Below are 25,325 nucleotides of genomic sequence, written 5' to 3' on the forward strand. Positions count from 1 at the left end.
TCAGCCTCGCAGCATCCGCTCCCAGAGCATGGTGAACTCCGGGAGGGTCTTGGCGGTGGTGCCGATGTCATCGATCACGACATCCGGGACGCGGAGGCCGATCAGCGCGCCGGTCGTCGCCATCCGGTGGTCGTGGTGCGCGGCCCAGGTGCCGCCCCGGAGCGGGCCGGGAACGATACGGATGCCGTCGGGGAGCTCCTCGGCGGTCCCGCCGAGCGCGCGCAGGTTCCCGACGAGCGCCGCGATCCGGTCGGTCTCGTGGAGACGGATGTGGCCGATGCCGCGGATGGTCGTGGGGCCCTCGGCGAAGGCCGCGAGACCGACGAGGGTCGGCGTCAGCTCGCTGGCGGCGGAGAGATCGAGATCCAGTCCGCGGATTCCGGATCCGGCCCGCACGGTGAGCACCCCGCCGTGCCGGCTGACGTGCGCACCCGCCGCCTGCAGGATCTCGGGGAGCAGTGCTCCGGGCTGGGTCGAGTGCGCCGGCCAGCCGGTGATCGCGACGGAGCCGCCGGCGACGAGGGCCGCGGCGAGGAACGGGGCGGCGTTGGAGAGATCCGGCTCGATCGGGATCTCCTTGGCGCGGGGGACTCCGGCCTCCACCAGCCACTCGCCGACCGCGGGGCGCTCGATCCGGATGCCGCGGCGGCTCAGCGCCTCGATGGTCATGTCGATGTGCGGCAGGCTGGGCAGGCGCTCGCCGGTGTGCACGAGGTGCAGACCGACGTCGAAGCGCGGGGCGGCGAGCAGCAGGCCGGACACGAACTGGCTGGAGGCCGACGCATCGATCTCCACGCGGCCACCGCGGATGTGGCCATGGCCGCGGATGGTGAATGGAAGGGCCCAGGTGCCCTCGTCGTCGATGTCGACGCCCAGGTCGCGCATGGCGCTGATCAACCCGCCCATGGGGCGGTGCAGAGCCGTCTCGTGCGCGGTGAGATGGACGTCCTGCTCGGCGAGGCCGGCCAGCGGCGCGATGAAGCGCATGACGGTCCCGGCCTGGCCGCAGTCGATCGTCGTGCCGCCGCGGAGCTTGCCGGGCGTGATCACGAGGTCGGGACCGAACTCGTGGCCGGCCTCGACCTCCTCGATACCGACGCCGAGCGCGCGGAGGGCCTCCACCATGCGCTGCGAGTCGTCCGAGTGGAGCGGGGCGATCAGGCGACCGGGGCCGTCCGCGATCGCTGCGATGAGGAGTTCGCGGTTCGTGAGGGACTTGGAGCCGGGGATCGTGAGCTCGGCGTGCACCGGGCCGTCGATCGTGGGCGCGGGGTAGGCGCCCTGCACTCGGGTGGGGGAATACCTTTTGGCGCTCATCGGTTCTCACCTTAGTAAACACAGCGCCGTCATCGTGAGAGGCGGCCTCGGTGCGAAGGGAAGAGGATGCCTGCGACGCTGGAACGCGAGGTGATCGACCTCAGCCGCCTAGACTGGCCGGTGATGGACGACACCGCAACCGCAGCCACCGTCGGCGACCCTCGGCGCGAGTTCGAGGAGCAGGCGCTCCCCTTCATGGACCAGCTGTACGCCGCCGCGATGCGTATGACGCGCAATCCCGCCGACGCTGCCGATCTCGTGCAGGAGACCTTCGTCAAGGCCTACGGCTCGTGGTCGACCTTCGCGCAGGGCACGAATCTCAAGGCGTGGCTGTACCGCATCCTCACCAACACGTACATCAACATCTACCGCAAGCGGCAGCGAGAGCCCTTCCAGGGCACCATCGACGAACTCGAGGACTGGCAGCTCGGCGGCGCGGAGTCGACGACGGCTTCGCACAGCCGGTCGGCGGAGGCGGAGGCCATCGACCGCATGCCGGCGTCGGTCGTGAAGGACGCGCTGCAGGCGGTTCCGGAGGACTTCCGGCTCGCGGTGTACCTCGCCGACGTCGAGGGCTTCGCGTACCAGGAGATCGCCGACATCATGAAAACCCCCATCGGCACCGTGATGAGCCGTCTGCACCGTGGCAGGCGGATGCTGCGGGAGCTGCTGGCCGACTACGCCGCGGAGCGGGGAATCGCCGCGGCTGACCCGAGGAGCAAGAAATGAGCGACTGCGGCTGCGACAAGGCCCGTCAGGATCTGGAGGAGTACCTCCGCAACGAGGTGTGCAAGACCGAGCACGCCGAGATCCGCGAGCATCTGGAGAACTGCCCGGCGTGCCGGGACGAGGCTCTGGTGGCGACGACCCTCACCGAGGTCATCGCCCGCGCCTGCAAGGAGACCGCTCCGGAGGAGCTGCGCGACCAGGTGTTCGCCCGGCTCCGCGAGGTCCAGGCCGCGCAGCACTGAGCGCCCCCGGGGCGCGGAGCGTCGGAGACCGCCCGTAGGCTGTGTGCATGGCCCTCATCGATGCGCGCGGGATCCCCGCTGACCAGACGTCCGTCGACCGCCTCGCGGGGGAGGGCCTCGAGTACCGGGTCCTCGATACGACGGATTCGACGCGCGTCGCCGCTTTCCAGCGGGCGATGGCCCGCGGGTTCCTCGGCGCCGACCCCTCGGAGGCGGCTCGTGAGGAGGGCGTGGGCACGCTGAGGAGCCGGCGCAACATCGGCGTCTACGAGCCCGACGCCCCGGCCGACCGCTTCCCGGTGGCGACCATCGACTCCTGGGTGACGCCGCTGACGATCCCCGGCGGCGAGATCGGCATGTGGGCGATCAGCGGCGTCACGGTGGCAGGCACGCATCGCCGCCGTGGCATCGCGCGGGCGCTGCTGGAGGGGGAGCTCCGTGCCGCCGTCGGGGCCGGCCTCCCGATCGCGGGGCTCACCGTATCCGAGGCCACGATCTACGGGCGCTACGGCTTCGGTTCCGCGGTCCCGGTGTCGCGGTTCACTGTCGACGTCCGCCGCGCCGGGTGGGCGGGTCCCGTTCCGGCGGGCCGCGTGGAGTACATCGAGCGGCAGGAGCTCGCCGACGCGCTGGCGGAGGTGCACGAGCGCGCCCGCACCGCGCGGTCGGGGCAGGTCCCGGGGTGGGCTGCCCGCTGGGCGGGCATCGGCGGGCTCTCGACCACCGACACCGACCGGGACCGGGTGCGCGGCGTCCGCTATCGCGACGAATCCGGTCAGGTGCGCGGCGTGATGGCCTTCCACCTCAGCGAGCGCGGAGGAACATTCCGGTTCGCGTTGCACGTGCGCCTGCTCGTCGGCGAGACGGCGGAGGCGACGGCTGCGCTGTGGCGGTTCGCGCTGCAGCACGACCTCGTCGATGAGGTGACCGCCGATCTCCGACCGCTCGACGACGCCCTGCCGTGGCTGGTCGCGGATCCGCGCGGCGTCACCCAGGAGGTGCACGACCACGGTTGGCTCCGCGTCCTGGACGTCCCGTCCGCGCTCACGGCCCGGACCTACGCCGCGCCGCTGGACGCGGTGCTCCGCATCGACGACGCGCTCGGTTTCGCCGCGGGAACCTGGCGCCTCCGTATCGACGCCGAGGGCCGGGCGCACGTCGACGATGCTCCGGGCGCCGAGGCTGACATCGTCCTCGACGTCTCCGCGCTCTCGTCGATCTACGCCGGCAGCATCCGTGTCGCCGCGCTGCACGGTGCGGGCCGGATCGTCGGCGCGCCCACGGACATCGAAGCCCTGGACCGTGCGTTCGTCGCCTTCCCGGCGCCGTCCCTCGACATCTGGTACTGACCCACGGACCGAGAAGGGCGCCCCGGCCGAAGCCGGGGCGCCCTTCGTCGTCGGAGAGGCGGTCAGCCCAGGGTGACCGCCGCGCGGATGAGTGTGGCCTGCTCGGTGGCGTGCACCTTGGACGAGCCCGTCGCCGGCGAGGCAGACGCCGGACGCGAGACCGGGCGGAAGGAGCGGTCGCCGGGGACGTCCGCGAAGGCCAGTGCCAGGAACGGCCAGGCTCCCTGGTTCTCCGGCTCCTCCTGCACCCACACGAGCTCGGCGTTCGGGTACGAGTCGGTGATCTTCTTCAGCTCGTCGATGGGCGTCGGGTAGAGCTGCTCCAGACGCACCAGGGCGATCTCCGGGTTCGGGTTCTTCTCCAGCTCGGCGCGGAGGTCCCAGTGCACCTTGCCGCTGTGCACGAGGACGCGCTTCACGGCGGAACGGTCGAGACCGCGGTCGTCGTCGAGGACCGGCTCGAAGCGGCCGCCGGTAAACGCCTCCACCGGGCTGGTCGCGCCGCGCAGGCGCAGCATCGCCTTCGGCGTGAACACGATCAGCGGCTTGCGCGGACGGGCGTAGGCCTGACGGCGCAGCAGGTGGAAGTGCGACGCCGGGGTCGACGGGCGCGCCACGATCATGTTGTCCTGGGCACACAGCTGCAGGAACCGCTCGATGCGTGCGGAGGAGTGGTCCGGCCCCTGACCCTCGTAGCCGTGGGGGAGCAGGAGTGTGACGCTGGACTGCTGACCCCACTTCTGCTCCGCGGCGGAGATGTACTCGTCGATGACCGACTGGGCGCCGTTGACGAAGTCGCCGAACTGCGCCTCCCACAGCACCAGGGCCTCGGGAGCCTCCACGGAGTAGCCGTACTCGAAGCCGAGCGCGGCGTACTCGCTGAGCAGCGAGTCGTAGACGAAGAAGCGGCCCTGCGCGTCGGACAGGTTCGACAGCGGCAGCCACTCCTGGCCGTTCGCACGGTCGTGGAGCGCGGCGTGCCGCTGCACGAACGTCCCGCGGCGCGAGTCCTGGCCGGCGAGGCGCACCGGGGTGCCCTCGACCAGGAGCGAGCCGAAGGCGAGCAGCTCGCCGAAGCCCCAGTCGATGTTCCCGTTGCGGCTCATGTCGAGGCGCTTCTCCAGCAGCTGCTGGATCTTCGGGTGCACCGTGAAGCCCTCGGGCTTGTTCACGAACGCGTCGCCGATGAGGCGGATGACCTCGGCCGGCACACCGGTGACCTCGGGGGCTCCGACCTGGTCCTCGACCTGCGGGGCCTCCTCCGGGGCGATCGGGGTCGCACCGGTCTCGGCGGCGTGCGTCTCGGCGAAGGCGATCTCCAGACGGTTCTGGAAGTCGGCCTTGGCCTCGTCGTACTCCTCCTCGGTGATGTCGCCGCGACCGACGAGAGACTCCGTGTAGAGGCGGCGGACGGAGCGCTTCGCCTGGATGAGGTCGGTCATCAGGGGCTGCGTCATCGACGGGTCGTCGCCCTCGTTGTGGCCGCGACGGCGGTAGCAGACGAGGTCGATCACGACGTCGCGGTGGAAGCGCTCGCGGTACTCGAACGCGAGCTGCGCGACGTGGATGACGGCCTCGGGGTCGTCGCCGTTCACGTGGAAGACGGGCGCCTGGATCGTCTTGGCCACGTCGGTCGCGTAGACCGAGGTGCGGGCGTCGCTCGGCGTCGTGGTGAAGCCGACCTGGTTGTTGACGACCACGTGGATCGTGCCGCCGGTGCGGTAGCCGCGCAGCTGCGACATCTGCAGCGTCTCGACGACGACGCCCTGGCCGGCGAAGGCCGCGTCGCCGTGGACGAGGATCGGCAGCCAGGCGAAGGTCCCGATGGGCTTGCGGTCCTGCTTGGCGCGGACGATGCCCTCCAGCACGCCGTCGACCGTCTCCAAGTGGGAGGGGTTGGCCGCGAGATACACCGGCAGCGCCGAGCCGTCGTCGGCGACGAACGTGCCCTCGGTGCCCAGGTGGTACTTCACGTCGCCCGAGCCGCGCTGGTTGCCGGGGGTCTGCGTGCCCTCGAACTCGCGGAAGACCTGGCCGTACGTCTTGCCGGCGATGTTGGTCAGCACGTTCAGGCGGCCGCGGTGAGCCATGCCGATCGCGGCGCCCTCCAGCCCGGCCGTGGCCGCGCCCTGGAGGATCTCGTCGAGGAGCGGGATCAGCGACTCGCCGCCCTCGAGCGAGAAGCGCTTCTGGCCGACGAACTTCGTCTGCAGGAAGGTCTCGAAGGCCTCGGCCTCGTTGAGCTTGCGCAGCACGCGCAGCTGCTCGTCGTGGCCGGGCTTCTGGTACTTGACCTCCACCTTCTCCTGGAACCAGCGGCGCTGCTCCGGGTCCTGGATGTGCATGTACTCGATGCCGAGCGTGCGGCAGTACGAGTCGCGCAGCACACCGAGGATGTCGCGGAGCTTGGCGACGCGGCGTCCGCCGAACCCGCCGGTGACGAACTCGCGGTCGAGGTCCCAGAACGTCAGGCCGTGGCTCTCGATCTCCAGGTCGGGGTGCGAGCGCTGACGGTACTCGAGCGGGTCGATGTCGGCCATGAGGTGGCCGCGCACGCGGAAGGAGTTGATGAGCTCCTGCACCCGGGACTGCTTGTCCACGCGCTCGGCGAGGTCGACCGCGATGTCCGGGTTCCAGCGGATCGGCGCGTACGGGATGCGCAGCGCCGCGAAGATGTCGTCGTAGAAGCCGCGCTGGCCGATCAGCAGCTCGTGCACCTTCTTCAGGAACTCGCCCGAGCCGGCACCCTGGATGACGCGGTGGTCGTAGGTGCTCGTGAGCGTGATCGTCTTGCCGATCGCCAGCTCGTTGAGCGTCTTGTCGCTCGCGCCCTGGAACTCGGCCGGGTACTCGAGGGCGCCGGCGCCGATGATGCAGCCCTGGCCCTTCATGAGACGCGGGACCGAGTGCACCGTGCCGATGCCGCCCGGGTTGGTCAGCGAGACCGTCGTGCCCTGGAAGTCGGCGGCGGTGAGCTTGTTGGAGCGCGCGCGGGTGACGAGATCCTCATAGGCGGCGAGGTACTCGGTGAAGGTCATGGTGTCGGCACGCTTGATGCTCGGGACCATGAGGGCCCGGGTGCCGTCCGGCTTGGGCAGGTCGATCGCGATGCCGAGGTTGACGTGCGCGGGGGCCACGACGGAGGGCTTGCCGTCGATCTCGGCGTAGAAGACGTTCTGGCTGCGGAACTCGTCGAGGGTGCGGATGAGGGCCCAGCCGATGAGGTGGGTGAAGCTGACCTTGCCGCCGCGGGTGCGGGCCATGTGGTTGTTGATGACGATGCGGTTGTCGATCATCAGCTTGGCCGGGACCGTGCGGACGCTCGTGGCGGTGGGGACGGTGAGCGATTCGTCCATGTTCGCGGCGAGGGTCTTCGGCAGACCGCGCAGCGGGGTGACCTTGTCCTCTTCGGACGGCGGCTGCGTCTCCGTGGACTCCTGCTTCGGCTTCGGCGCCTGGGCGGGGATCGGCGCGGCGGCCGCCGGCTTCGCCGTGGTGCGGGCGACGGGCTGTGCACCGATCACGGGGATGGGAGCGGTCACGGGGTGCGCCGGTGCCGTGGTCGCGGCGGGAGAGGCAGCGCCTCCGGCTGCGGTGGTCTCGGAGTGGTACTTCTCCAGAATGGGCCACCACTCCTTGTCGACGGAGTCGCGGTTCTCCTTGAACTGCTCGTAGAGCTCTTCGACGAGCCAGGAATTGGCTCCGAACCCCCCGTCGCCACCGACGCCGGTCACCTGGTTCGACACGCTCTATCGCCCTCTTTCATCGCTGAAGATCTCCGATGCGGACGCACGACGCAGGATGCGCTCGGGCCCGCACACTCTCGACCACCAAGCCTAACCTGTTTCGATCCCAGAGACGTCGAAGAGACCGACCCGTGCCGCGCCGATCTGGGTACCGTGGAGGCATGGAGTTCTCAGGTGCGCAGCCGACCGTCGATCTGACCTACTCGGACGTCTTCCTGGTGCCGCGCCGTTCGGCCGTCACCAGTCGCCTCCAGGTCGATCTCGCTCCGCACGACGGTACGCCGGCGACGCTGCCGCTCGTCGCCGCGAACATGAACTCGGTGACCGGGCCGAGGCTCGCGGCCGTGCTCGCGCGCCGCGGGGCGCTGGGCGTGCTGCCGCAGGACCTCCCGCTCCAGGAGCTCGACGCCGCGATCCGCGACGTGAAGGGTCAGCCGGTGCTCTGGGACACGCCGCTCGTGCTGCCCCCGGAGGCGACCGTCGCGGACGCCCTCCGCCTGCTCCCCGCTGCGGCGGGCCACGGGATCGTGGTGGCCTCCGGCGCGGCGCCGATCCCCGTCGACCGCATCGTCGGCGTGCTCCCGGCCACCCGTCTCGCGACCGCGCTGCCCGACGCGCAACTCGGCGACCTCGTGCACCGGGGGATGCCGTCGATCGACGCGGACGACATCGGCTCCGAGCGGCATGCCTTCGACGTCATCACCGAGGCGGACGTCGAGATCGTCACCGTCGTCCACCACGGACACCTCGTCGGGACGCTGAGCGCCCGCAGCGCTCTGCGCGCCACGCTGTACCGGCCGGCCGTGGACGCCGACGGGCGCCTCGCCGTCGCCGCGGCGGTCGGCATCAACGGCGACGTCGGCGCCAAGGCGAAGGCGCTCGCGGCGGCCGGGGTGGACGTGCTCGTCGTGGACACCGCGCACGGCCACCAGGAGGGCATGCTCCGGGCGCTGCAGGAGGTCGCGTCCCTCGGACTCGGGCTCCCCATCGTCGCGGGGAACATCGTCACGGCGGACGGCGTGCGGGATCTGGTCGACGCGGGCGCCTCGATCCTCAAGGTCGGCGTCGGCCCCGGGGCGATGTGCACGACGCGGATGATGACGGCGGTGGGTCGTCCCCAGTTCTCCGCGGTGCTGGAGACCGCGCAGGCCGCCGCCGAGGCCGGAGCGCACGTCTGGGCCGACGGCGGGGTGCGCTACCCGCGGGACGTCGCGCTCGCGCTCGCGGCCGGTGCGGCCTCCGTCATGGTCGGCTCCTGGTTCGCCGGCACGATCGAGGCCCCGGGGGAGCTCCAGCGCGATGCGGACGGGCGTCTGTTCAAGGAGTCCTGGGGCATGGCCTCGACCAAGGCCGTGCAGGCGCGGTTCGGTCGGCTCGACGCCTACGAGCGGGCGCGCAAGGAGCTGTTCGCCGAGGGCATCTCCTCCTCCAAGATCTACCTCGACCCGCTGCGCCCGGGGATCGAGGACCTGCTCGACATGATCACGTCGGGCGTGCGGTCGTCCTTCACCTACGCCGGGGCCGCGACCGTGCCGGAGTTCCACGACCGCGCCCTCGTCGGACTGCAGTCCGCGGCGGGCTACGAGGAGGGCAAGGCGCTGCCGGTCAGTTGGTGACCACCCGCCGCGACCACAGTCCGCTTCTGTAGAATCGAGCGCACTATGGACGACCCTCCCAGTTGCCGAACATCGCCCCACCGTCCCGTTCTCTCCCCGGAGAGGAAGATCTGATGGACTACATCATGTTGGGCGTGGGGCTTCTGCTCACGGTCGGCACCGGCCTCTTCGTCGCGAGCGAGTTCGCCCTCGTGAACCTCGACCGTGCGGACCTCGAAGCGCGGCAGGCGCGAGGCGAGTCCCGCCTCTCGCTGACGATCAGCGCCCTGCGGCACACCTCGACGCATCTCTCCTCCGCGCAGCTCGGCATCACGCTGACCACGTTGCTGACCGGATACACGATGGAGCCGGCGCTGTCGAACCTCCTGCGCCCCACGCTCGTCGCCTGGAACATCCCGGAAGCCGCCGTCGCCCCCATCGCGACCGTGGTGGCGATGTTCGTCGCGACAGTGCTGTCGATGATCCTCGGCGAGCTCGTCCCGAAGAACTTCGCGCTGGCGCTGCCCCTGGCCACGGCGAAGCTCGTCGTGCCGTTCCAGATCGCCTTCACGACGGTGTTCAAGCCGGCCGTGGTCGTGCTGAACGGCAGCGCCAACGGCGTGCTGCGCAGCATGGGCATCGAGCCCAAGGAGGAGCTCTCCGGCGCGCGCAGCGCGGAGGAGCTCTCCTCGCTCGTGCGACGCTCGGCGAGTGCCGGAGTGCTGGAGGCCGACACCGCGACGCTGCTCGACCGCACGCTCACCTTCTCCCGGCTCACGGCGGCGGACGTCATGACGGCGCGCCCGAGCATGCACGCCATCGCCGCCGGCGACTCGGTGGACGACGTGATCCAGCTGGCGCGTCGCACCGGCCACAGCCGCTTCCCGGTCTTCGATGAGGACCTCGACGACATCACCGGCGTCGTACATCTCAAGGCCGCCATCTCGGTGCCGCGGGAGCGCAGGGCCGAGGTGCCCGTGGGTGCCCTCGCGACCGACCCGCTCCGCGTGCCGGAGACCGCCCACGTCGACGCGCTCATCTCCGACCTCCGCGGTCGCGGCTACCAGCTCGCGGTCGTCGTCGACGAGTACGGCGGGACGGCGGGCATCGTGACGCTGGAGGACCTCGTGGAGGAACTCGTCGGCGAGGTCTCCGATGAACACGACCGGAGCAGGGCCGGCGTCATCCGCAACCGCGACGGGGTGACCTTCCCCGGCGAACTGCGTCCGGATGAGCTGCGCAGCCGTGCGGGCGTCGAGGTCCCGGAGGGCGATGTGTACGACACGGTCGGCGGCTACGTCATGAGCGTCCTCGAGCGGGTGCCGGTCGTCGGCGACGAGGTGCCGCTGGAGAGCGGCACGCTGCAGGTGGTCCGCATGGACGGCCGCCGGGTGGATCGGGTGCGCTACGTCCCGAGACCGGATGCCGTCGTCATCGAGGGGGTGTCCCTGTGAGCGATTGGGGAGGCCTCGCCTGGCTCGTCGTCCTGCTGGCGGCGAACGCGTTCTTCGTCGGCGCCGAGTTCGCCGTGATCTCCGCGCGGCGCTCGCAGATCGAGCCGAAGGCGGAGCGCGGCTCGCGCCCGGCCAAGACGGCGCTGTACGCCATGGAGCACGCGACGCTCATGCTCGCGACCTCGCAGCTCGGCATCACGATCTGCTCGCTGCTCATCCTGAACGTGTCCGAGCCCGCCATCCACCATCTGCTCGCCGTGCCGCTGCACGCGCTGGGCTGGTCGGACGGCGCGGTGGACGTCGTGTCGTTCACGATCGCGCTGCTCATCGTGTCGTTCCTGCACGTCGTGTTCGGCGAGATGGTCCCGAAGAACCTCGCGTTCTCCGTCCCGGACCGGGCTGTGCTGCTGCTGGCGACGCCGCTGGTGTGGGTGTCGAAGGTGTTCATGCCGGTGATCTGGCTGCTGAACGCGGCGGCGAACGGCGTGCTGCGCCTCTTCCGCGTGGAGCCGAAGAACGAGGCGGCGTCGACGTTCACCCTCGACGAGGTGGCGACCATCGTCAACCAGTCGCGCCGTGAGGGTGTGCTCATGGACACCGCGGGCACGGTCACGGCCGCGGTCGAGTTCACCGACAAGAAGGCGCGCGACGTGGCCGTGCCGCTGGGCGACCTCGTCACGCTGCCGCAGACGACCACGCCCGACGACATCGAGAAGGCGGTCGCCCGCTACGGGTTCTCGCGCTACGTGATCGTCGACGACGAGGACGTCCCGATCGGCTACGTCCACCTCAAGGACATCCTGCGGGCCTCGGAGGGCCCGGATGCCGAGGCCAAGGTGCTCGAGCCGATCCCCGGCAAGCGCATCCACCACATGGTGCCCGTGCAGGAGGACACCGATCTGGAGGACGCGCTCGCCGTCATGCGACGGGCGGGTCGCCACCTGGCCAAGGTCCGCGACGCCCGGGGGGAGACCACCGCCGTGCTGTTCCTGGAAGACATCCTCGAGGAGCTCGTCGGCGAGGTGCAGGACGCGACCCGTCGCGTCCGCGGCCACTGACATCCGGACACGCGAAGGCCGCCGGCTCCCTCGGGAACCGGCGGCCTTCGTCGTGGGCGTCAGCGCCAGTGCGCTCGCTCGTACTGCGGCGGCCAGGCGACCTCGTCGCCCAGCTCGTGTGCGGCCCGCAGCGCGAAGTGCGGGTCGCGCAGCCACTCCCGTCCGGCGAAGATCGCGTCGGCCGCCCCGTCGGCGAGCACCTGCTCGGCCTGGGCGGCGGCGGTGATGAGGCCCACGGCCGACACCGGGATCCGCCCGCCCTGGCGGACGGTCTCGGCCAGCGGGACCTGGTAGCCGGGGGAGACGCTGATGCGCTGGTGCGCGACGAGGCCGCCGCTGGAGACGTCGATGAGGTCGGCGCCGCGCGCGGTCGCCCAGCCGCCGACCGTCGCGGCCTCCTCGGGCGTGAAGCCGCCCTCGGCATGATCGGTCGCCGAGATGCGGACGAACAGCGGCACGTCGTCGCCGGCCGTCTCGCGCACCGTGTCCACGAGACGCAGCAGCAACCGGGCCCGGTTCTCCAGCGAGCCGCCGTAGGCGTCCTCTCGGAGGTTCGACAGCGGAGACAGGAACTGGTGCAGGAGGTAGCCGTGGGTGCCGTGGATCTCGATGACGTCGAAGCCCGCATCGAGCGCCCGCCTGGTCGCCGCGGCGAACCCGTCGACCACGCGGTCGATGCCCGCTGCGTCCAGGGCGACCGGGGCGGCGAACCCCTCGTAGGCCACCGCAGACGGTGCGCTGGTGATCCATCCGCCTGCCGCGGCGGGGACCGAGCCGCGCTCGTCGGCCCACGGCCACCAGGTCGAGGCCTTCCGCCCGGCGTGCGCGAGCTGGATGCCCGCAGCGGACCCTCGATCGTGGATCGCGCGGACGATCGGGGCCAGTGCGTCGCGCTGAGCGTCGTCCCAGAGGCCGAGGTCGCGCGGGGAGATCCGCCCCTCCGGGACGACGGCCGTGGCCTCGGCGACGATGAGTCCGGCACCGCCCGAGGCGAACTGCGCGAGGTGGGTGTGATGCCATTCCTGCGCCACGCCGTCGACGGCGCTGTACATGCACATGGGGGACACCCAGAGGCGGTTGCGGAACGTGGCGGAGCGGATGGTCAGCGGAGAGAAGAGAAGACTCACCGTTCGACGGTACCGCCGGCGCGGACCGGACAGGGCCGTCGGGCTAACGTGGAGTCATGAGCGACGTGCGCGAGTGGTCCCGCAGCGACGCGGCGCGGTTCTTCCGCACGCCGACCGCCGAGGATGACAAGTACTCGCGGGGCGTCGTGGGCGTGCGCACCGGATCGGCCGCCTATCCCGGCGCCGCGGTGCTGGGCGTCGAGGCCGCGTGGCGCACCGGTGCCGGATTCGTCCGCTACGTGGGAGCGGCCGCGGCGGTGGCGGCGGTGCTCGCCCGGCGCCCCGAGACCGTCGGCGGGCCGGACGCCGGACGCACGCGCATCGGCGCCTGGGTGATCGGCTCCGGGACCGATCCGGACGACCGGAGCGAGACGGAGGCGCAGGCGCTGCGGGGGATCGTCGACGGGGACGTTCCCGTGGTCATCGACGCCGGAGCGCTCGATCTGGCGCCGACCGCCCGCGCCCCGTTCGTCGCCACGCCGCACGGCCGGGAGTTCGCGCGGCTGCGGGAGCATGTCGGCATCGACGGGGCGGGGGACGATCTCGCCGATGTCCGCGACGTGTCCGCCGCGATCGACGGCGTGGTGCTGCGCAAGGGCGCGCGCACCGTCCTCGCGGCACCGGACGGCACGCTCATCGCCGTCGAGGCGGGGACCGGGTGGCTCGCGACGGCCGGGACGGGGGACGTGCTGGCGGGGATCGTCGCCGCCGTGATCGCCGCGAATCCGGGCGGCCCGCTCGTCGAGTCCGCCGCGGCGGCCGTCTGGCTGCACGGGCACGCCGCCCGCCTCGCCGCCGCGGCGACCGCGGGCGCGAGCGGTCATCCGATCGTGGCGCTCGACGTCGCGGAGGCGCTGCCCCGCGCGGTCGCGGACCTCCTGTCGTGAGGACCACGGCCCGGAGGAACGTAGTCGCGCTGTGGATAGCCTTCCTCCTCGTCCACGTCCTGACCGCATGGCTGGGCTGGGTCTACCCGAGCCAGCCCATGGGGGACGTCGTGCTGGTCTACGAGCCCTGGGCGACGGCCGCGTGGAGCGGCGGGGAGATCGTGGGCGTCACGGAGTCCTGGGTGTACCCGCAGCTCGCGCTCCTGCCGATGATGCTCGCTGCCGTGCTCGCCGCCCCGTTCCTCCCGCTGCTCGGCGTCTCCGGCGCCTACCTCATCGGCTGGGCGCTGCTGGTCACGGTGCTCGACGCCGTCGCCTTCGCCGTGCTCGTCGGGCGCGGACACGTGCGGGCGCGGCGCACCGCCGCGTGGTTCTGGTGCGCGGCCCTGCTCCTCCTCGGACCCATCGCGCTGTACCGCATCGATGCCGTCACCGTGCCGATCGCCGTCGTGGCCGGCCTCTGGCTGGTGACCCGCCCGACCATCGCCGCGGCGCTGCTGGCCATCGGCGTCTGGATCAAGATCTGGCCCGGTGCGCTCCTCCTCGCGGCGGTCGCGGCCGGGAGGGCGCGGCTGCGGATGCTTCTGGCCGCCGCGGGCGTCACCGCCGGTGTGGTGGTGGTGCTCCTGATGCTCGGCGCCGACACCGAGATCCTCGGCTTCCTCACCGCGCAGACCGGCCGGGGGCTCCAGATCGAGGCGGTCGCCGCGACGCCGTTCCTCTGGATGGCCGTGACGGGGGCCGCCCGCATCGAGTACAGCTACGACATCCTCACCTTCCAGATCGTCGCGCCGGGCGCGGAGGTCGTCGCGACGGTCCTCACCCCGCTCCTGGTGCTCGCCGCGGCCGTCGTCACCGTCGTCGGCGGGGTCAAGGCCGCGCGCGGTGCGTCGTTCGCGCGACTCTTCCCGCCGCTGGCCCTGCTCCTGGTGACGGTGCTCATCGGCCTGAACAAGGTCGGCTCGCCGCAGTTCCAGACCTGGCTGCTCGCACCCGTGATCCTGTGGCTCGTGCTCGACCGCCGCAGGGCACGCACCGCCGCCGCCCTGGTGCTCGCGCTGTGCCTGCTCACGTGTCTCGTGTATCCGCTGAGCTATGACGGGCTGCTGCGTGCCGAAGCCGCCCCCGTCCTGCTGCTGACGATGCGCAACGTCCTGCTCGTCGTCCTCGCCGCCGTGAGCGCCGTCGCGCTCGCGCGGGTCCCCGTCGTCCGTCGTCCTCGAAACCAGGAGTGAACCCATGCTGATCGCCTTCTCCGTCGCCCCCAGCGGCACGCCCGCCGACGGCGCCGAGCGCCCCGATGCCTCCGTGCACGATGCCGTGGCCGCCGCGGTGCGCGTCGTCCGCGCGTCGGGCCTCCCGCACCGTACGACGAGCATGTTCACCGAGATCGAGGGGCCCGACTGGGACACCGTGATGGACGTGGTCAAGCGGGCGACCGAGGCGGTCATGCCGTACGGATCGCGGGTGTCCCTCGTCCTCAAGGCGGACATCCGCCCCGGCTACACGGGAGAGCTCGACGCGAAGGTCGAGCGCCTGGAGGCGGCGATCGAGGAGTCCGACGACCGGTAAGCTGAACCGGTGAATCCCTCGACACCTTCGAGGGGTGCGGCGAAGTGGGCGCTCCTCTCCCTCGCCATCGGCAGTTTCGGCATCGGCATGACCGAGTTCGTCGTCATGGGCCTGCTGCCGAACATCGCCGCCGACCTCCTCCCGTCCGTCTGGGCGTCGAGCCAGGAGGAGGCGCTGAGCCAGGCCGGCTGGCTGATCTCGCTGTACGCACTCGGCGTCGTCATCGGCGCCCCGACCATCGCCGGCTTCGTCGCCCGCTACCCGCGGCATCGGGTGATGATCGTGCTCGCCCTCGCGCTGACCGTCTTCAACGCCCTCACCGTGGTGCTGCCGACGTTCGAGCTCGTCGGGGTCTCGCGCTTCCTCGCCGGACTCCCGCACGGCGCGTACTTCGGCATCGGCGCGCTGGTCGCCGCCGATGTGATGGGGCCGGGCAACCGTGCCAAGGGCGTCGCGTTCATCCTCACCGGGCTCACGGTCGCCAATGTCGTCGGCGTGCCGCTGGGCACCTTTCTCGGCCAGGAGTGGGGCTGGCGCGCGGCCTTCGCGGTCGTCGCGCTCGTCTTCGCGCTCGCCACCGTCTTCATCGCGCTGTTCGTGCCCGCGCACCCGGGGAACCCCGGACGCACGATGCGGGCGGAGCTCGGGGTGTTCCGCATCGGTCAGGTCTGGTTCACGCTTGGCGTGGGGGCGATCGGCTTCGGTGGGTTCTTCGCCGTCTACAGCTACATCGCCCCGCTCGTGACGGAGGTGGCGGGGTCCCCGGACTGGGTCGTGCCGATCGTGCTCGTGCTCATGGGGCTCGGCATGACGGGCGGGAACCTCGTCGGCGGTCATCTCGCCGACATCGACCTCCGCCGGACGCTGCTGCTGGGCCTCGCCGCGATGGCCGTCGTGTTCGCTCTCCTCGCCGTGCTCTCGTTCTGGATCGTGAGCCTGAGCCTCGTGGTGGTCCTCGTCGGGTTCGTCTCGTCCGTGCTGAGCCCGACGATCCAGACGCGGTTGATGGACGTGGCCGGCGACAACCAGTCCATCGCGGCGGCCATGAACCACTCCGCCCTGAACATCGGCAACAGCCTCGGTGCCTTCCTCGGCGGCATCGTGATCGCGATCGGCTGGGGCTTCACGGCGCCGGCATGGACCGGGGCGGTGCTCGCGGTGGCCGGACTCCTCATCGCTCTGGTGTCGTTCCGCGTGGAGGCACGGCGGGTGGCGCAGACGCCGGTCCTCGCGTCGTAGAGTGACGGGGTGACCGCTCCCGACGACGACCTCCCGCTCGCCGGGACCGTCGTGCTGCTGCGCCCGAGCCCCGGCGGCTTCGAGGTACTGCTGCTGCGCCGTCCGTCGCGAGGCTCCTTCGCGGACGCCTGGGTGTTCCCCGGCGGGAAGGTCGAGCCGGGGGACCGTCAGGCGGGCGCCGCGGACGTCGAGGACGCGCGCCGTGCTGCCGCCAGAGAGACCGCGGAGGAGGTCGGACTCGTCGTCGACGACCTGGTGCCTCTGTCGGAATGGCGGCCGCCCGCAGAGGCGCCCGTGCGGATCCGCACCTGGTTCTTCCTCGCCCTCGCCCCCGACGCCGAGCCGTCGCCTGCCGCCGACGAGGTCGTCGAGCTCGCCTGGGTGTCACCGGGCACGGCCTTCGAGCGGCACGCGGCGGGGGAGTGGCGGCTCTTCCCGCCCACCTGGCTCACGCTGCACCGGCTCTCCGCCTTCACCGACGTCGAGGCCGCGCTGGCCTCCGGCGGAGCGGTCGAGCTGTTCCAGACGGAGGTGCGCGACGGGGGGCGGGCGTTCGGCTGGGCACAGGGGACCCTGCACGCCCACATCCTGCCGTGGCGGTTCGACCCGGCCTGACGCGGTTCAGGCGTCGAGCAGGCGCCGCAGGTGCGTGCCGACGGCCTCGGTCTCGATGAGGAACCCGTCGTGGCCGAAGTCGCTCGTGAGTACCACCGCCTCGCCGTCGAGCACGTTCCGGATGCTCCGGGCGATCCGCTGCTGACCGTCGACGGGGAAGAGGCGGTCGCTGTCGATGCCGAGGACGAGGGTCGTCGCGGCCACCGCCTTCAGGGCCTCCTCCACACCGCCGCGGCCCCGGCCGACGTCGTGCGAGTTCATGGCCTCGACGAGGGCGATGTAGCTGTTGGCGTCGAAGCGGCGCGTGAACTTGTTCCCGTGGAAGTCGAGGTAGGACTCCACGGCGAAGCGTCCGCCGTGGCCGAGCGGCGACACGTCCGACTGCCAGGAGCGCTGGAATCGCTGGTTGAGCTCGATCGGGCTGCGGTAGTTCAGCAGCGCCATGCGGCGGGCCAGGGCCAGGCCGCGGTGCGGGCCGTCGCCGTCCGCGAGGTCGTAGTACTCGCCGCCGTGGAAGCGCGGGTCCATGCGGATCGTCTCGAGCTGCACGGTGTTGAGCGCGATCTGGTCGGCGGTGGTGACCGGGGGCGAGGAGAGCACGGCGAGGCGCTGCACGCGGTCCGGCTGCGCCACGCCCCACTCGAGCGCGTGCATGCCGCCCATCGAGCCGCCGATCACCGCCGCCCAGCTGTCGATGCCGAGCGCGTCGGCCAGGCGCACCTGCGCCGCCACCTGGTCGCGGATGGTGAGGTAGGGGAAGCGCGACGCCCACTCGTAGCCGTCCGGGGCGATGCTCGCGGGGCCGGTCGATCCCTGGCAGCCGCCGAGCATGTTCGGCGCGATCACGAACCACTCGTCGGTGTCGAGCGGCGCACCGGGGCCGACGACGTCCTCCCACCAGCCGGCGGTCGGGTGGCCGGCACCGGCCTCTCCACGCACATGGCTGTCCCCGGTGAGGGCGTGCAGGACGAGAACGGCGTTATCGCGAGCCGCGTTGAGCTCGCCCCAGCTCTCGTACGCGAGGCGGATGCCGGGGAGCTGGGCTCCGCTCTCCGTGGTGAAAGCGCCGAACGCGGCGAACCGGCGGCCGCCGACGGGGTCGCCGTCCCGCCAGGCGCCGGTGGCCGGCGGGCGGGCACGGAGCAGCCGGACGTCGGCCTCCGTCACCGGTGCCGACGGCACCGTGTCCTCGGAGGTCGTCTGCCAGTCCATGTCTCCATTCTCGCCTGGCCGGTCGGTCCCGGCCCGCAGGTTACGACACCGGGGACGACGAAGGCCCCGGACTTTGCGGTCCGGGGCCTTCGCGGAGAGGGTGCTCAGGCGCGCGCGGCCTCGGAGACGGCGCGGGCGGCGGCGAGCGCCTGGTCGAGATCGGACTTGAGGTCCTCGATGTTCTCGAGTCCCACGGACAGGCGCACGAGGCCGGGGGTCACGCCCGCGGTGAGCTGCTGCTCCGGGGTGAGCTGCGCGTGCGTCGTGGAGGCCGGGTGGATGACGAGCGAGCGCACGTCGCCGATGTTGGCGAGGTGGCTGAACAGGGAGAGGCTGTTGACGAACTCGCGTCCGGCCTCGACCCCGCCCTTGAGCTCGAACGACAGCACGGCGCCGACACCCTTCGGGGCGTACTCGTTCGCCTTGGCGTACCAGGGCGAGGACGGCAGGCCGGAGTAGTTGACCGCGGCCACGTCGTCACGGCTGTCCAGCCACTCGGCGATCTCCTGGGCGTTCTGCACGTGGCGCTCGATGCGCAGCGACAGCGTCTCGACACCCTGGATGAGGTTCCACGCGCTCTGCGGGGCGATGGCCGAGCCGAGGTCGCGGAGCAGCTGCACGCGGGCCTTGATGATGTAGGCGAGCGGGTCGCCGACCGCGGCCGTGTAGCTGGCGCCGTGGTAGGAGGGGTCCGGCTCGGTGAGACCGGGGAACTTCTCGACGTTCTCCGACCAGGCGAAGGAGCCGCCGTCGATCACGACGCCGCCGATCGTGGTGCCGTGGCCGCCGAGGAACTTCGTGATCGAGTGGACGACGATGTCGGCGCCGTGCTCGAACGGACGGATGAGGTACGGGGTGGCGATCGTGTTGTCGACGATCAGTGGGACGCCGCTCTCGTGCGCGATGTCGGCGACCGTGCGGATGTCGAGCACGTTGATCTGCGGGTTGCCGATGGTCTCCGCGAAGAAGAGCTTCGTGTTCGGGCGGACGGCGCGACGCCACTCCTCGGGGTCGTCCTGGTTCTCGACGAAGGTGACCTCGATGCCGAGCTTGGCGAGGGTGTACTTGAAGAGGTTGTAGGTGCCGCCGTAGATCGAGCTCGACGCGACGAAGTGGTCGCCGGCCTGCGCAATGTTGAGGATCGCGAAGGTCGAGGCGGCCTGACCGCTGGAGAGGACGAGGGCGCCGGTGCCCCCTTCGAGCGCGGCGAGGCGCTGCTCCAGGACGTCCTGGGTCGGGTTCTGGATGCGGGTGTAGATGTTGCCGAACTCGGCGAGCGCGAAGAGGTTGGCGGCGTGGTCGGCGCTGTCGAACACGTAGGACGTGGTCTGGTAGATCGGCGTCGCCCTGGCCTTGGTGACGGGGTCGGGGGCGGCGCCCGAGTGGATCTGCTTGGTCTCGAAACGCCAGGTCTCGGGTGCGGACATGTGTTCCCCCTGGAACGGTCGGAAGGTCGGATGGGCTGGTGCCCTTGCAGCGAGAGTACGGAATATCGCGCCGTGTCAACAACGACCGGGAAATGTGACGTAACACGATGAGGGGCCGAGAACGGGCGGAACCTCCGCGGACATCGTACGGTGGAGGGCATGGCCAACAGACGTGCAGTGGTGACAGGTGCGAGTTCCGGGATCGGTCAGGCGACGGTGCGGGTGCTGCGGTCTCGGGGGTGGGACGTCGTCGGCGTCGCCCGCCGTGCCGACCGGCTCGCCGCGCTCTCCGCGGAGACGGGGGCATCGACCATCGCCTGCGACCTGACCGACGACGCGGCGGTGGCGGCGCTCCTCGCCGAGCTGGAGCGCACGGGACCGGTGCACGCGCTCGTCCAGGTGGCCGGCGGCGCGCGGGGGACCGACCGCGTCGAGGACGCCGCGCTCGCCGACTGGCAGTGGATGTACGACGCGAACGTGCTCGCAACCCAGCGCCTCGTCGCCGGGCTGCTGCCGCTGCTCCGCCGCACCGCGGACGCGGACGGCCATGCCGACCTCCTGTTCGTGACCTCGACGGCCGCGCAGACCGCCTACCCGGGCGGCGCGGGCTACAACGCGGCGAAGGCGGCTGAGGCGATGCTCGTCCGGGCGCTGCGTCAGGAGCTCAACGGCGAGCCGCTCCGGGTGGCCGAGGTCGCCCCGGGCATGGTGCACACCGAGGAGTTCACGCTGAACCGGCTCGGGGGCGACGCCGTCGCCGCGGAGGCCGTGTACTCCGGGGTCGAGGCGCCCCTTCGCGCCGAGGACGTGGCGGACGTGATCGCCTACGCCCTGGACGCGCCGGCCCACGTGAACCTCGACCTCATCACGATGCGTCCGGTCGCGCAGTCGGCGCAGCACCTGCTCGCGCGGGGACCGCTGCGGGTCCGGCCCGTCGAGTGACCGGAGGACGCACCCTCGCCGAGCTCGCGGACGAGGGGCTGATCGACGCAGGGTGGGCGGAGGCGCTGGCTCCGGTGCAGGACACCGTCACGGCGCTCGGGGAGCGGCTGCGCGCCGAGCAGGCGGCCGGCCACGGCTACCTTCCGGCGGGGCCGAACGTGCTGCGTGCCTTCCAGCGACCGCTCGCCGACGTGCGGGTGCTGATCACGGGTCAGGACCCGTATCCGACCCCGGGGCACCCGATCGGACTGTCGTTCGCCGTGGACCGCGACGTGCGGCCGCTGCCGCGGAGCCTGACGAACATCTACAAGGAGCGGGAGACCGACCTCGGCCTCGCGCCCGCGCCGCACGGAGACCTCACCGCGTGGAGCGATCAGGGCGTGCTGCTGCTGAACCGAGTCCTGACCGTCCGCCCCGGTGCGGCCGCCTCCCACCGCGGCTGGGGGTGGGAGCAGGTGACGGAGCTCGCGATCCGTGCCCTGGTCGCGCGCGACCAGCCGCTCGTCGCGATCCTCTGGGGGCGGGATGCCGCGAACCTCCAGCCGCTGCTCGGCGACACCCCGGTGATCGCGTCGGCTCATCCGTCCCCTCTCTCCGCCCGCCGCGGCTTCTTCGGCTCCCGGCCCTTCTCCCGCGCGAACGCGCTTCTGGAAGAGCTCGGCAGCGCTCCGGTGGACTGGAGGGTGGAGGGCGAGGGCCCTGGTCTCTAAGCTGAGCGCATGCAGTTCGAGCCCGGGGACCGACGTCGCGTTCTCCCGCGTCATCTCCGCAGGACCACCGCGCCGGACACGTTCTCCTATGTCATCCGTCCCGCGCGGGCGGCGGATCTGCCCCACGTCCGGGAGATCTACAACCACTTCGTCAGCAATTCGGCCGTGACCCTGGACGAGCGACGCAGCAGCATCCCGTACTGGAGGGACAAGTTCACTCTCCTGGAGCGCCTCGGGCTGCCGTTCCTCGTGGCCGTGTCGCCGTCCGGTGCGGTGCTCGGATACGCGCTCGTGCAGCCGTGGGCCGGCAAGAACGCCTACCGCTACACCGTCGAGGACGCGATCTACCTCGGGCCGGGGGCTGCGGGGAAGGGGCTGGGATCGGCGCTCCTGCAGGCGCTGATCGAGGCCTGCGAGCAGCGGGGACTCCGCGAGATCATCGCCGTGATCAGCGATCAGGGGGCGGAGGCCTCGATCCGGCTGCACGAGAAGCTCGGCTTCGTGGAGGCCGGACGCATGGGGCGCGTCGGTCGGAAGTTCGGGCGCGATCTGGGCACGGTGTCGCTGCGTCGCCCGCTGCGTCCGCGTCGTCGTTCCCTCTTCCCGCGCTGACCTGTCGACCCACCCCCTTGCGCGCCTCCCACCCCGTTGCGGGCGAACGCAACGGGCCGGGGCGGCCGCAAGGGGGTGGGTCGGCGATCAGGCGTCGGGGATGACGGGGATCGCGGAGAGCAGCGTGCGGGTGTAGTCGGCGGTCGGGTGCAGGAGCACGTCGCGGGTCGGACCGCGCTCGACGATGCGGCCGTCCTTCATGACGACGACCGCGTCGCAGAGGTTCTGCACCACGCCGATGTCGTGCGACACGAGCAGCAGCGTGAGCTCGTCCGCGACCCGCAGCTCCGCGAGAAGCTCGAGGATCTGCGCGCGCACCGTGACGTCCAGCGCCGACAGCGGCTCGTCGCCCACGAGGATCCGCGGACGATGGACGAGAGCGCGCGCGAGAGCGATCCGCTGCCGCTGTCCGCCGGAGAACTCGTGCGGATAGCGGTCGCCCATCTCGGGGTCCAGGCCGACCCGGGCGATGACCTCGCGCACCCGGGCGCGGTGATCGCCGTCGATGCCGAGGGCCCACAACGGCTCCCGCACGATCTGCCCCGCGGTCATCCGGGGGTCGAGGGAGGCGTAGGGATCCTGGAAGACGAGTCCCGTCTGCCGACGCAGCCAGTGCAGCGACCGGGCGGAGGCCCCCGCGTCGACGATCCGGCCGTCCACCGACACGGTTCCCGCGGTCGGTCGGTCCAGACCCAGCAGGAGCCGCACGAGGGTCGACTTCCCCGAGCCGGACTCGCCGATGATCCCCAGGGAGGCGCCCTCGGAGACGTCCAGGTCGGTCGGCTCCAGGGCCGTCTGCCGCCGGGTGCGCTCGAACGCCGTCCGCTTCGGCATGACGAAGTCCCGTCGCAGCCCGCGCGCTTCGATGAGGCTCATGCCTCTCCTCCCTCAGGCCGCCAGAGCGTCGCGGTCGCGTCCCGCAGCAGCCCCTGCGTGACAGGAGAGGTCGGCGCGGTCAGCAGTCGCGACACCGGCGCGCTCTCGACGACCCGACCGTGTTCGAGCACCACTCCCTCCGTCGCCACCTGGGACAGCACCGCGAGGTCGTGCGTGATGAACAGGAGCGACATGCCCTCGTCGGCGACGAGCCCGAGCATCAGGGACAGGATCTCGGCCTGGATCGTCACGTCCAGGGCCGTCGTGGGCTCGTCGGCGATCAGCAGCCGCGGACGGCAGGCGAGGGCCATGGCGATCGCGACGCGCTGCCGCTGGCCGCCGGAGAGCTGGTGCGGATACCGGTCGACGATGGTCTCCGGGTCGGGGAGTCGCACGCGGGCGGCTTCCGCGATCGCCCGGTCACGGGCCTCGCGCCGGCCCAGGCCTTCGTGGATGCGGATGGACTCCGCGATCTGGCGGCCGACCGTCCGGATCGGGTTGAGCGCCGTCCGGGGTTCCTGGAACACGATGCCGATGTCGTCGCCGCGCAGCCGGGCGAGCTCACGGTCCGGCATCCCGATCAACTCGGTCCCGTCCCACCGGATGCTCCCGCGTGCCGTCGCCCCCTCCGGCAGCAGTCCGAGCACGGCGAGCGCCGTGAGGGACTTCCCGGAACCGGACTCGCCGATCACCCCGAGGCGGGTGCCGTCGGGGACCTGGAGCGAGATGCCGTCGACCACCCGGCGTCCGTCGATCTCGATGACGAGATCCTCGACCGTCAGACTCATGCGACCACCGCCGGTGTGTGCGTCTCAGCGGCACGGTGCCGCAGGGTGGGGTCCGTGGCTTCCCGGAGCCCGTCGCCGAGCAGGTTGAGGGCCAGCACGGTCAGGGTGATCGTGAGCCCGGGCCAGATCACGGTGAGCGGGTGCACGCCGATGTAGCGCTGGAGATCCGCGAGCAGCAGACCCCAGCTCGGTTCCACGACCGAGGCCCCGAAGCCGAGGTACGACAGGCCGGCCTCCGCGAGCACGGCCACGGCCATCGACCATGAGAGCTGCACGATGAAGACCGGTGCCACGTTCGGCAGGAGGTGACGGACGAGGCTCTGCGCGGGGGTGAGGCCCGACGCGCGCGCGGCGAGCACGAAGTCGCTCTGCTGCACGCGGCGCAGCTCCGGCCGCGTGACCCGCGCGATGTTCACGCCGAAACCGATCCCCACCGCCCAGATCACGACCCAGAGCGATCCGCCCCACACCGACGAGATCATCATCGCGATCAGCAGCACGGGGAAGGCGATGAGGATGTCGACGAACACGGCGACCGTCTCCCGCACGAGCCGGGTGGTCAGGGCGCCGAGGGCGGCGAGGGCGATCCCCACCACGGTGGCCACGAGTCCGGCGCCCACGCTGACGAATACAGTGGTCCGCGCCCCCGCCATGAGCAGGCTCAGGATGTCGCGCCCGGTGTCGTCGGTCCCGAGCACGTGCGGCCACCCCGGCGGCAGCCAGCGGTCGCCGATGTTCGAGGCCCGCGGGTCGAACGGCGTCCAGAAGAGGGACACGACGGCCGCCAGGGCGACGAGGGCGATGACGATCAGTCCGAACCGGCCGGTCGAGGTGCGCCAGAGTCGAGGGAACCAGCGCGTGCTCATGCGGCCTCCCGCTGTCGAGGGTCGATCGCCCGGTGCAGCAGATCCACGAGGAAGCCGACCACCAGCACGAAGCCGGTCAGCACGAGCAGCTCACTCTGCACCTTGACGAGGTCACGCGTGCCGACGTCGGTCACGAGCATGCGGCCGATGCCCGGAAGCGTGAACAGCTGCTCGATCACGACCGACCCGACGATGATCCCGGCGACCTGGAGGCCGAGGACCGTGATGATGGATAGCCCGACCGCCGGGATGCCGTGCTGGATGAGGGCGCGGGTCTTCGTCAGCCCCTTGGCGGCCGCGGTGCGGACGAAGTCCTGTCCGGCCGCCTGCAGGGTCGCGCTGCGCACGAAGCGCATGAGCATGGCGCCCTCGACGATGCCGATGGTGAGGGCCGGCAGCAGCAGCGCCTCGATCGCTCTTCCCGGCGTGGACCATCCGGTGCGGGGGAAGCCCTGGGGCGGCAGCCAGCCGAGCCACACGGAGAACACGACGATCAGCATCATGCCCGCCCAGACGACGGGCACCGCCGCGAGCGCCTGGGCGCCGACGCTGAGCGCCGTGCCGTCGCGGTGGCCGCGGCGCAGGGCGGCGAGGATGCCGAAGGGCACCGCGATGAGCACGGCGATCACCAACGACATGATCCCGAGCGGAACGGTGACCTGTGCCTTGAGCAGCAGCTCCTCGCCGACGGAGGCACCGGACAGCAGCGAGGTGCCCAGGTCGCCGCGGAGGATGCCGCCGATCCAGTCGGCGTACTGCGCGAGCAGAGGCTGGTTCAGCCCCAGCGACTCCCGCAGCGCCTCGACCTCGGCGGGGGAGGCCTGGGTGCCGGCGATGAGCTGGGCCACGTCGCCGGGGAAGACGCGCAGCGTGAGGAAGATGAGCGCGCTCGACACGAGGAGCCCTGCGATCAGCAGGGCTCCTCGGACGAGCGCGTAACGCAGCACGGAGCGTCGACCGTC

At 71.5% G+C, this 25,325-nt stretch carries 23 protein-coding genes; 14 read left to right on the forward strand and 9 right to left on the reverse strand.

From position 1 onward, the window contains the following. A complete protein-coding gene (aroA, locus tag B2W79_RS10075) occupies positions 1-1,317 on the reverse strand; it encodes a 3-phosphoshikimate 1-carboxyvinyltransferase (protein ID WP_292789190.1) in 1,317 nt (438 codons plus the stop codon). Positions 1,318-1,440: 123 nt separating this feature from the next. Here aroA and B2W79_RS10080 point away from each other — a divergent pair, with 123 nt between their 5' ends. The 3 genes from B2W79_RS10080 to B2W79_RS10090 are packed head-to-tail and all read left to right on the forward strand — an operon-like array spanning position 1,441 to position 3,637. Next, positions 1,441-2,046 (forward strand): sigma-70 family RNA polymerase sigma factor, encoded by a 606-nt coding sequence (locus B2W79_RS10080; protein ID WP_200839056.1) that lies wholly within the window; start codon positions 1,441-1,443, stop codon positions 2,044-2,046. After that, positions 2,043-2,288, forward strand: coding sequence for a zf-HC2 domain-containing protein (locus tag B2W79_RS10085; protein ID WP_025103064.1), 246 nt, complete (start codon positions 2,043-2,045; stop codon positions 2,286-2,288). Before B2W79_RS10080 ends, B2W79_RS10085 begins: the two co-directional genes overlap by 4 nt. Positions 2,289-2,335: 47 nt before the next feature. Continuing rightward, positions 2,336-3,637 carry a GNAT family N-acetyltransferase gene (locus B2W79_RS10090; RefSeq protein WP_071328300.1) on the forward strand — a complete coding sequence of 434 codons (1,302 nt, stop codon included), beginning with the start codon at positions 2,336-2,338 and terminating at the stop codon, positions 3,635-3,637. 62 nt (positions 3,638-3,699) lie between these two features. Here B2W79_RS10090 and B2W79_RS10095 read toward each other — a convergent pair whose 3' ends face one another. Continuing rightward, on the reverse strand, positions 3,700-7,383 hold the full coding sequence (locus tag B2W79_RS10095) for a multifunctional oxoglutarate decarboxylase/oxoglutarate dehydrogenase thiamine pyrophosphate-binding subunit/dihydrolipoyllysine-residue succinyltransferase subunit (protein ID WP_292789196.1): 3,684 nt from the start codon (positions 7,381-7,383) through the stop codon (positions 3,700-3,702). Between the two features lie 161 nt (positions 7,384-7,544). Here B2W79_RS10095 and B2W79_RS10100 point away from each other — a divergent pair, with 161 nt between their 5' ends. The 3 genes from B2W79_RS10100 to B2W79_RS10110 all read left to right on the forward strand — a co-directional run bounded on the left by B2W79_RS10100 (position 7,545) and on the right by B2W79_RS10110 (position 11,490). Continuing rightward, positions 7,545-8,999, forward strand: coding sequence for a GuaB1 family IMP dehydrogenase-related protein (locus B2W79_RS10100; RefSeq protein WP_292789199.1), 1,455 nt, complete (start codon positions 7,545-7,547; stop codon positions 8,997-8,999). A 113-nt stretch (positions 9,000-9,112) separates the two neighbouring features. After that, positions 9,113-10,432 (forward strand): hemolysin family protein, encoded by a 1,320-nt coding sequence (locus tag B2W79_RS10105; protein WP_071328303.1) that lies wholly within the window; start codon positions 9,113-9,115, stop codon positions 10,430-10,432. Then, positions 10,429-11,490: a hemolysin family protein gene (locus tag B2W79_RS10110; RefSeq protein ID WP_071328304.1), complete on the forward strand. Its 1,062-nt coding sequence runs from the start codon at positions 10,429-10,431 to the stop codon at positions 11,488-11,490. Before B2W79_RS10105 ends, B2W79_RS10110 begins: the two co-directional genes overlap by 4 nt. Positions 11,491-11,549: 59 nt before the next feature. On the opposite strand, the gene B2W79_RS10115 is transcribed toward B2W79_RS10110, so the two are convergent. Continuing rightward, the gene (locus B2W79_RS10115; RefSeq protein WP_292789204.1) at positions 11,550-12,617 is read right to left on the reverse strand and encodes an NADH:flavin oxidoreductase/NADH oxidase; all 1,068 of its coding nucleotides are present in this window, start codon (positions 12,615-12,617) and stop codon (positions 11,550-11,552) included. Positions 12,618-12,673: 56 nt separating this feature from the next. On the opposite strand from B2W79_RS10115, the gene B2W79_RS10120 reads away from it, so the two are divergent. Genes B2W79_RS10120 through B2W79_RS10140 form a run of 5 tightly spaced genes read left to right on the forward strand, consistent with a single transcriptional unit; the run spans position 12,674 to position 16,930 of the window. Then, positions 12,674-13,504 carry an ADP-dependent NAD(P)H-hydrate dehydratase gene (locus B2W79_RS10120; protein ID WP_292789207.1) on the forward strand — a complete coding sequence of 277 codons (831 nt, stop codon included), beginning with the start codon at positions 12,674-12,676 and terminating at the stop codon, positions 13,502-13,504. After that, positions 13,501-14,739, forward strand: a complete 1,239-nt coding sequence (locus B2W79_RS10125) for a hypothetical protein (RefSeq protein ID WP_292789210.1) — start codon at positions 13,501-13,503, stop codon at positions 14,737-14,739. Before B2W79_RS10120 ends, B2W79_RS10125 begins: the two co-directional genes overlap by 4 nt. Positions 14,740-14,743: 4 nt before the next feature. After that, a complete protein-coding gene (locus B2W79_RS10130) occupies positions 14,744-15,076 on the forward strand; it encodes a thiamine-binding protein (RefSeq protein ID WP_292789213.1) in 333 nt (110 codons plus the stop codon). A gap of 9 nt (positions 15,077-15,085) precedes the next feature. Further along, the gene (locus B2W79_RS10135) at positions 15,086-16,315 is read left to right on the forward strand and encodes an MFS transporter (RefSeq protein WP_292789216.1); all 1,230 of its coding nucleotides are present in this window, start codon (positions 15,086-15,088) and stop codon (positions 16,313-16,315) included. A gap of 9 nt (positions 16,316-16,324) precedes the next feature. Then, positions 16,325-16,930: an NUDIX domain-containing protein gene (locus B2W79_RS10140; protein ID WP_292789220.1), complete on the forward strand. Its 606-nt coding sequence runs from the start codon at positions 16,325-16,327 to the stop codon at positions 16,928-16,930. A gap of 6 nt (positions 16,931-16,936) precedes the next feature. On the opposite strand, the gene metX is transcribed toward B2W79_RS10140, so the two are convergent. Beyond that, a complete protein-coding gene (gene metX / locus B2W79_RS10145; protein ID WP_292789223.1) occupies positions 16,937-18,142 on the reverse strand; it encodes a homoserine O-acetyltransferase MetX in 1,206 nt (401 codons plus the stop codon). A gap of 104 nt (positions 18,143-18,246) precedes the next feature. Further along, positions 18,247-19,569, reverse strand: coding sequence for a bifunctional o-acetylhomoserine/o-acetylserine sulfhydrylase (locus tag B2W79_RS10150; protein WP_292789224.1), 1,323 nt, complete (start codon positions 19,567-19,569; stop codon positions 18,247-18,249). Between the two features lie 159 nt (positions 19,570-19,728). Between B2W79_RS10150 and B2W79_RS10155 the strand changes: the two genes are divergently transcribed. The 3 genes from B2W79_RS10155 to B2W79_RS10165 are packed head-to-tail and all read left to right on the forward strand — an operon-like array spanning position 19,729 to position 21,833. After that, positions 19,729-20,511 carry an SDR family oxidoreductase gene (locus B2W79_RS10155; RefSeq protein ID WP_177173796.1) on the forward strand — a complete coding sequence of 261 codons (783 nt, stop codon included), beginning with the start codon at positions 19,729-19,731 and terminating at the stop codon, positions 20,509-20,511. Then, a complete protein-coding gene (locus tag B2W79_RS10160; protein ID WP_292789228.1) occupies positions 20,508-21,221 on the forward strand; it encodes a uracil-DNA glycosylase in 714 nt (237 codons plus the stop codon). Before B2W79_RS10155 ends, B2W79_RS10160 begins: the two co-directional genes overlap by 4 nt. A 9-nt stretch (positions 21,222-21,230) precedes the next feature. Further along, complete coding sequence (locus tag B2W79_RS10165) at positions 21,231-21,833, forward strand: GNAT family N-acetyltransferase (RefSeq protein ID WP_071328315.1); 603 nt, start codon at positions 21,231-21,233, stop codon at positions 21,831-21,833. A gap of 87 nt (positions 21,834-21,920) precedes the next feature. Here B2W79_RS10165 and B2W79_RS10170 read toward each other — a convergent pair whose 3' ends face one another. The 4 genes from B2W79_RS10170 to B2W79_RS10185 are packed head-to-tail and all read right to left on the reverse strand — an operon-like array spanning position 21,921 to position 25,310. Further along, entirely contained in the window at positions 21,921-22,709 is a 789-nt protein-coding gene (locus B2W79_RS10170; RefSeq protein ID WP_292789232.1) for an ABC transporter ATP-binding protein, read from the reverse strand. Beyond that, positions 22,706-23,497: an ATP-binding cassette domain-containing protein gene (locus tag B2W79_RS10175; protein ID WP_071328316.1), complete on the reverse strand. Its 792-nt coding sequence runs from the start codon at positions 23,495-23,497 to the stop codon at positions 22,706-22,708. The genes B2W79_RS10170 and B2W79_RS10175 overlap by 4 nt, the downstream gene beginning before the upstream one ends. Continuing rightward, positions 23,494-24,363 carry an ABC transporter permease gene (locus B2W79_RS10180; protein WP_071328317.1) on the reverse strand — a complete coding sequence of 290 codons (870 nt, stop codon included), beginning with the start codon at positions 24,361-24,363 and terminating at the stop codon, positions 23,494-23,496. The genes B2W79_RS10175 and B2W79_RS10180 overlap by 4 nt, the downstream gene beginning before the upstream one ends. Then, a complete protein-coding gene (locus tag B2W79_RS10185) occupies positions 24,360-25,310 on the reverse strand; it encodes an ABC transporter permease (RefSeq protein ID WP_071328318.1) in 951 nt (316 codons plus the stop codon). Before B2W79_RS10185 ends, B2W79_RS10180 begins: the two co-directional genes overlap by 4 nt. Positions 25,311-25,325: the final 15 nt, after the last annotated feature.

The organism is Microbacterium sp. UBA7513 (assembly GCF_002478345.1).
Lineage (GTDB): Bacteria > Actinomycetota > Actinomycetes > Actinomycetales > Microbacteriaceae > Microbacterium.

Coding starts and splice junctions, on each gene's coding strand:
- aroA (WP_292789190.1), bottom strand. CDS start 1,317: ATGAGCGCCAAAAGGTATTCCCCCACCCGAGTGCAGGGCGCCTACCCC.
- B2W79_RS10080 (WP_200839056.1), top strand. CDS start 1,441: ATGGACGACACCGCAACCGCAGCCACCGTCGGCGACCCTCGGCGCGAG.
- B2W79_RS10085 (WP_025103064.1), top strand. CDS start 2,043: ATGAGCGACTGCGGCTGCGACAAGGCCCGTCAGGATCTGGAGGAGTAC.
- B2W79_RS10090 (WP_071328300.1), top strand. CDS start 2,336: ATGGCCCTCATCGATGCGCGCGGGATCCCCGCTGACCAGACGTCCGTC.
- B2W79_RS10100 (WP_292789199.1), top strand. CDS start 7,545: ATGGAGTTCTCAGGTGCGCAGCCGACCGTCGATCTGACCTACTCGGAC.
- B2W79_RS10105 (WP_071328303.1), top strand. CDS start 9,113: ATGGACTACATCATGTTGGGCGTGGGGCTTCTGCTCACGGTCGGCACC.
- B2W79_RS10120 (WP_292789207.1), top strand. CDS start 12,674: ATGAGCGACGTGCGCGAGTGGTCCCGCAGCGACGCGGCGCGGTTCTTC.
- B2W79_RS10130 (WP_292789213.1), top strand. CDS start 14,744: ATGCTGATCGCCTTCTCCGTCGCCCCCAGCGGCACGCCCGCCGACGGC.
- metX (WP_292789223.1), bottom strand. CDS start 18,142: ATGGACTGGCAGACGACCTCCGAGGACACGGTGCCGTCGGCACCGGTG.
- B2W79_RS10150 (WP_292789224.1), bottom strand. CDS start 19,569: ATGTCCGCACCCGAGACCTGGCGTTTCGAGACCAAGCAGATCCACTCG.
- B2W79_RS10155 (WP_177173796.1), top strand. CDS start 19,729: ATGGCCAACAGACGTGCAGTGGTGACAGGTGCGAGTTCCGGGATCGGT.
- B2W79_RS10165 (WP_071328315.1), top strand. CDS start 21,231: ATGCAGTTCGAGCCCGGGGACCGACGTCGCGTTCTCCCGCGTCATCTC.
- B2W79_RS10170 (WP_292789232.1), bottom strand. CDS start 22,709: ATGAGCCTCATCGAAGCGCGCGGGCTGCGACGGGACTTCGTCATGCCG.
- B2W79_RS10175 (WP_071328316.1), bottom strand. CDS start 23,497: ATGAGTCTGACGGTCGAGGATCTCGTCATCGAGATCGACGGACGCCGG.
- B2W79_RS10180 (WP_071328317.1), bottom strand. CDS start 24,363: ATGAGCACGCGCTGGTTCCCTCGACTCTGGCGCACCTCGACCGGCCGG.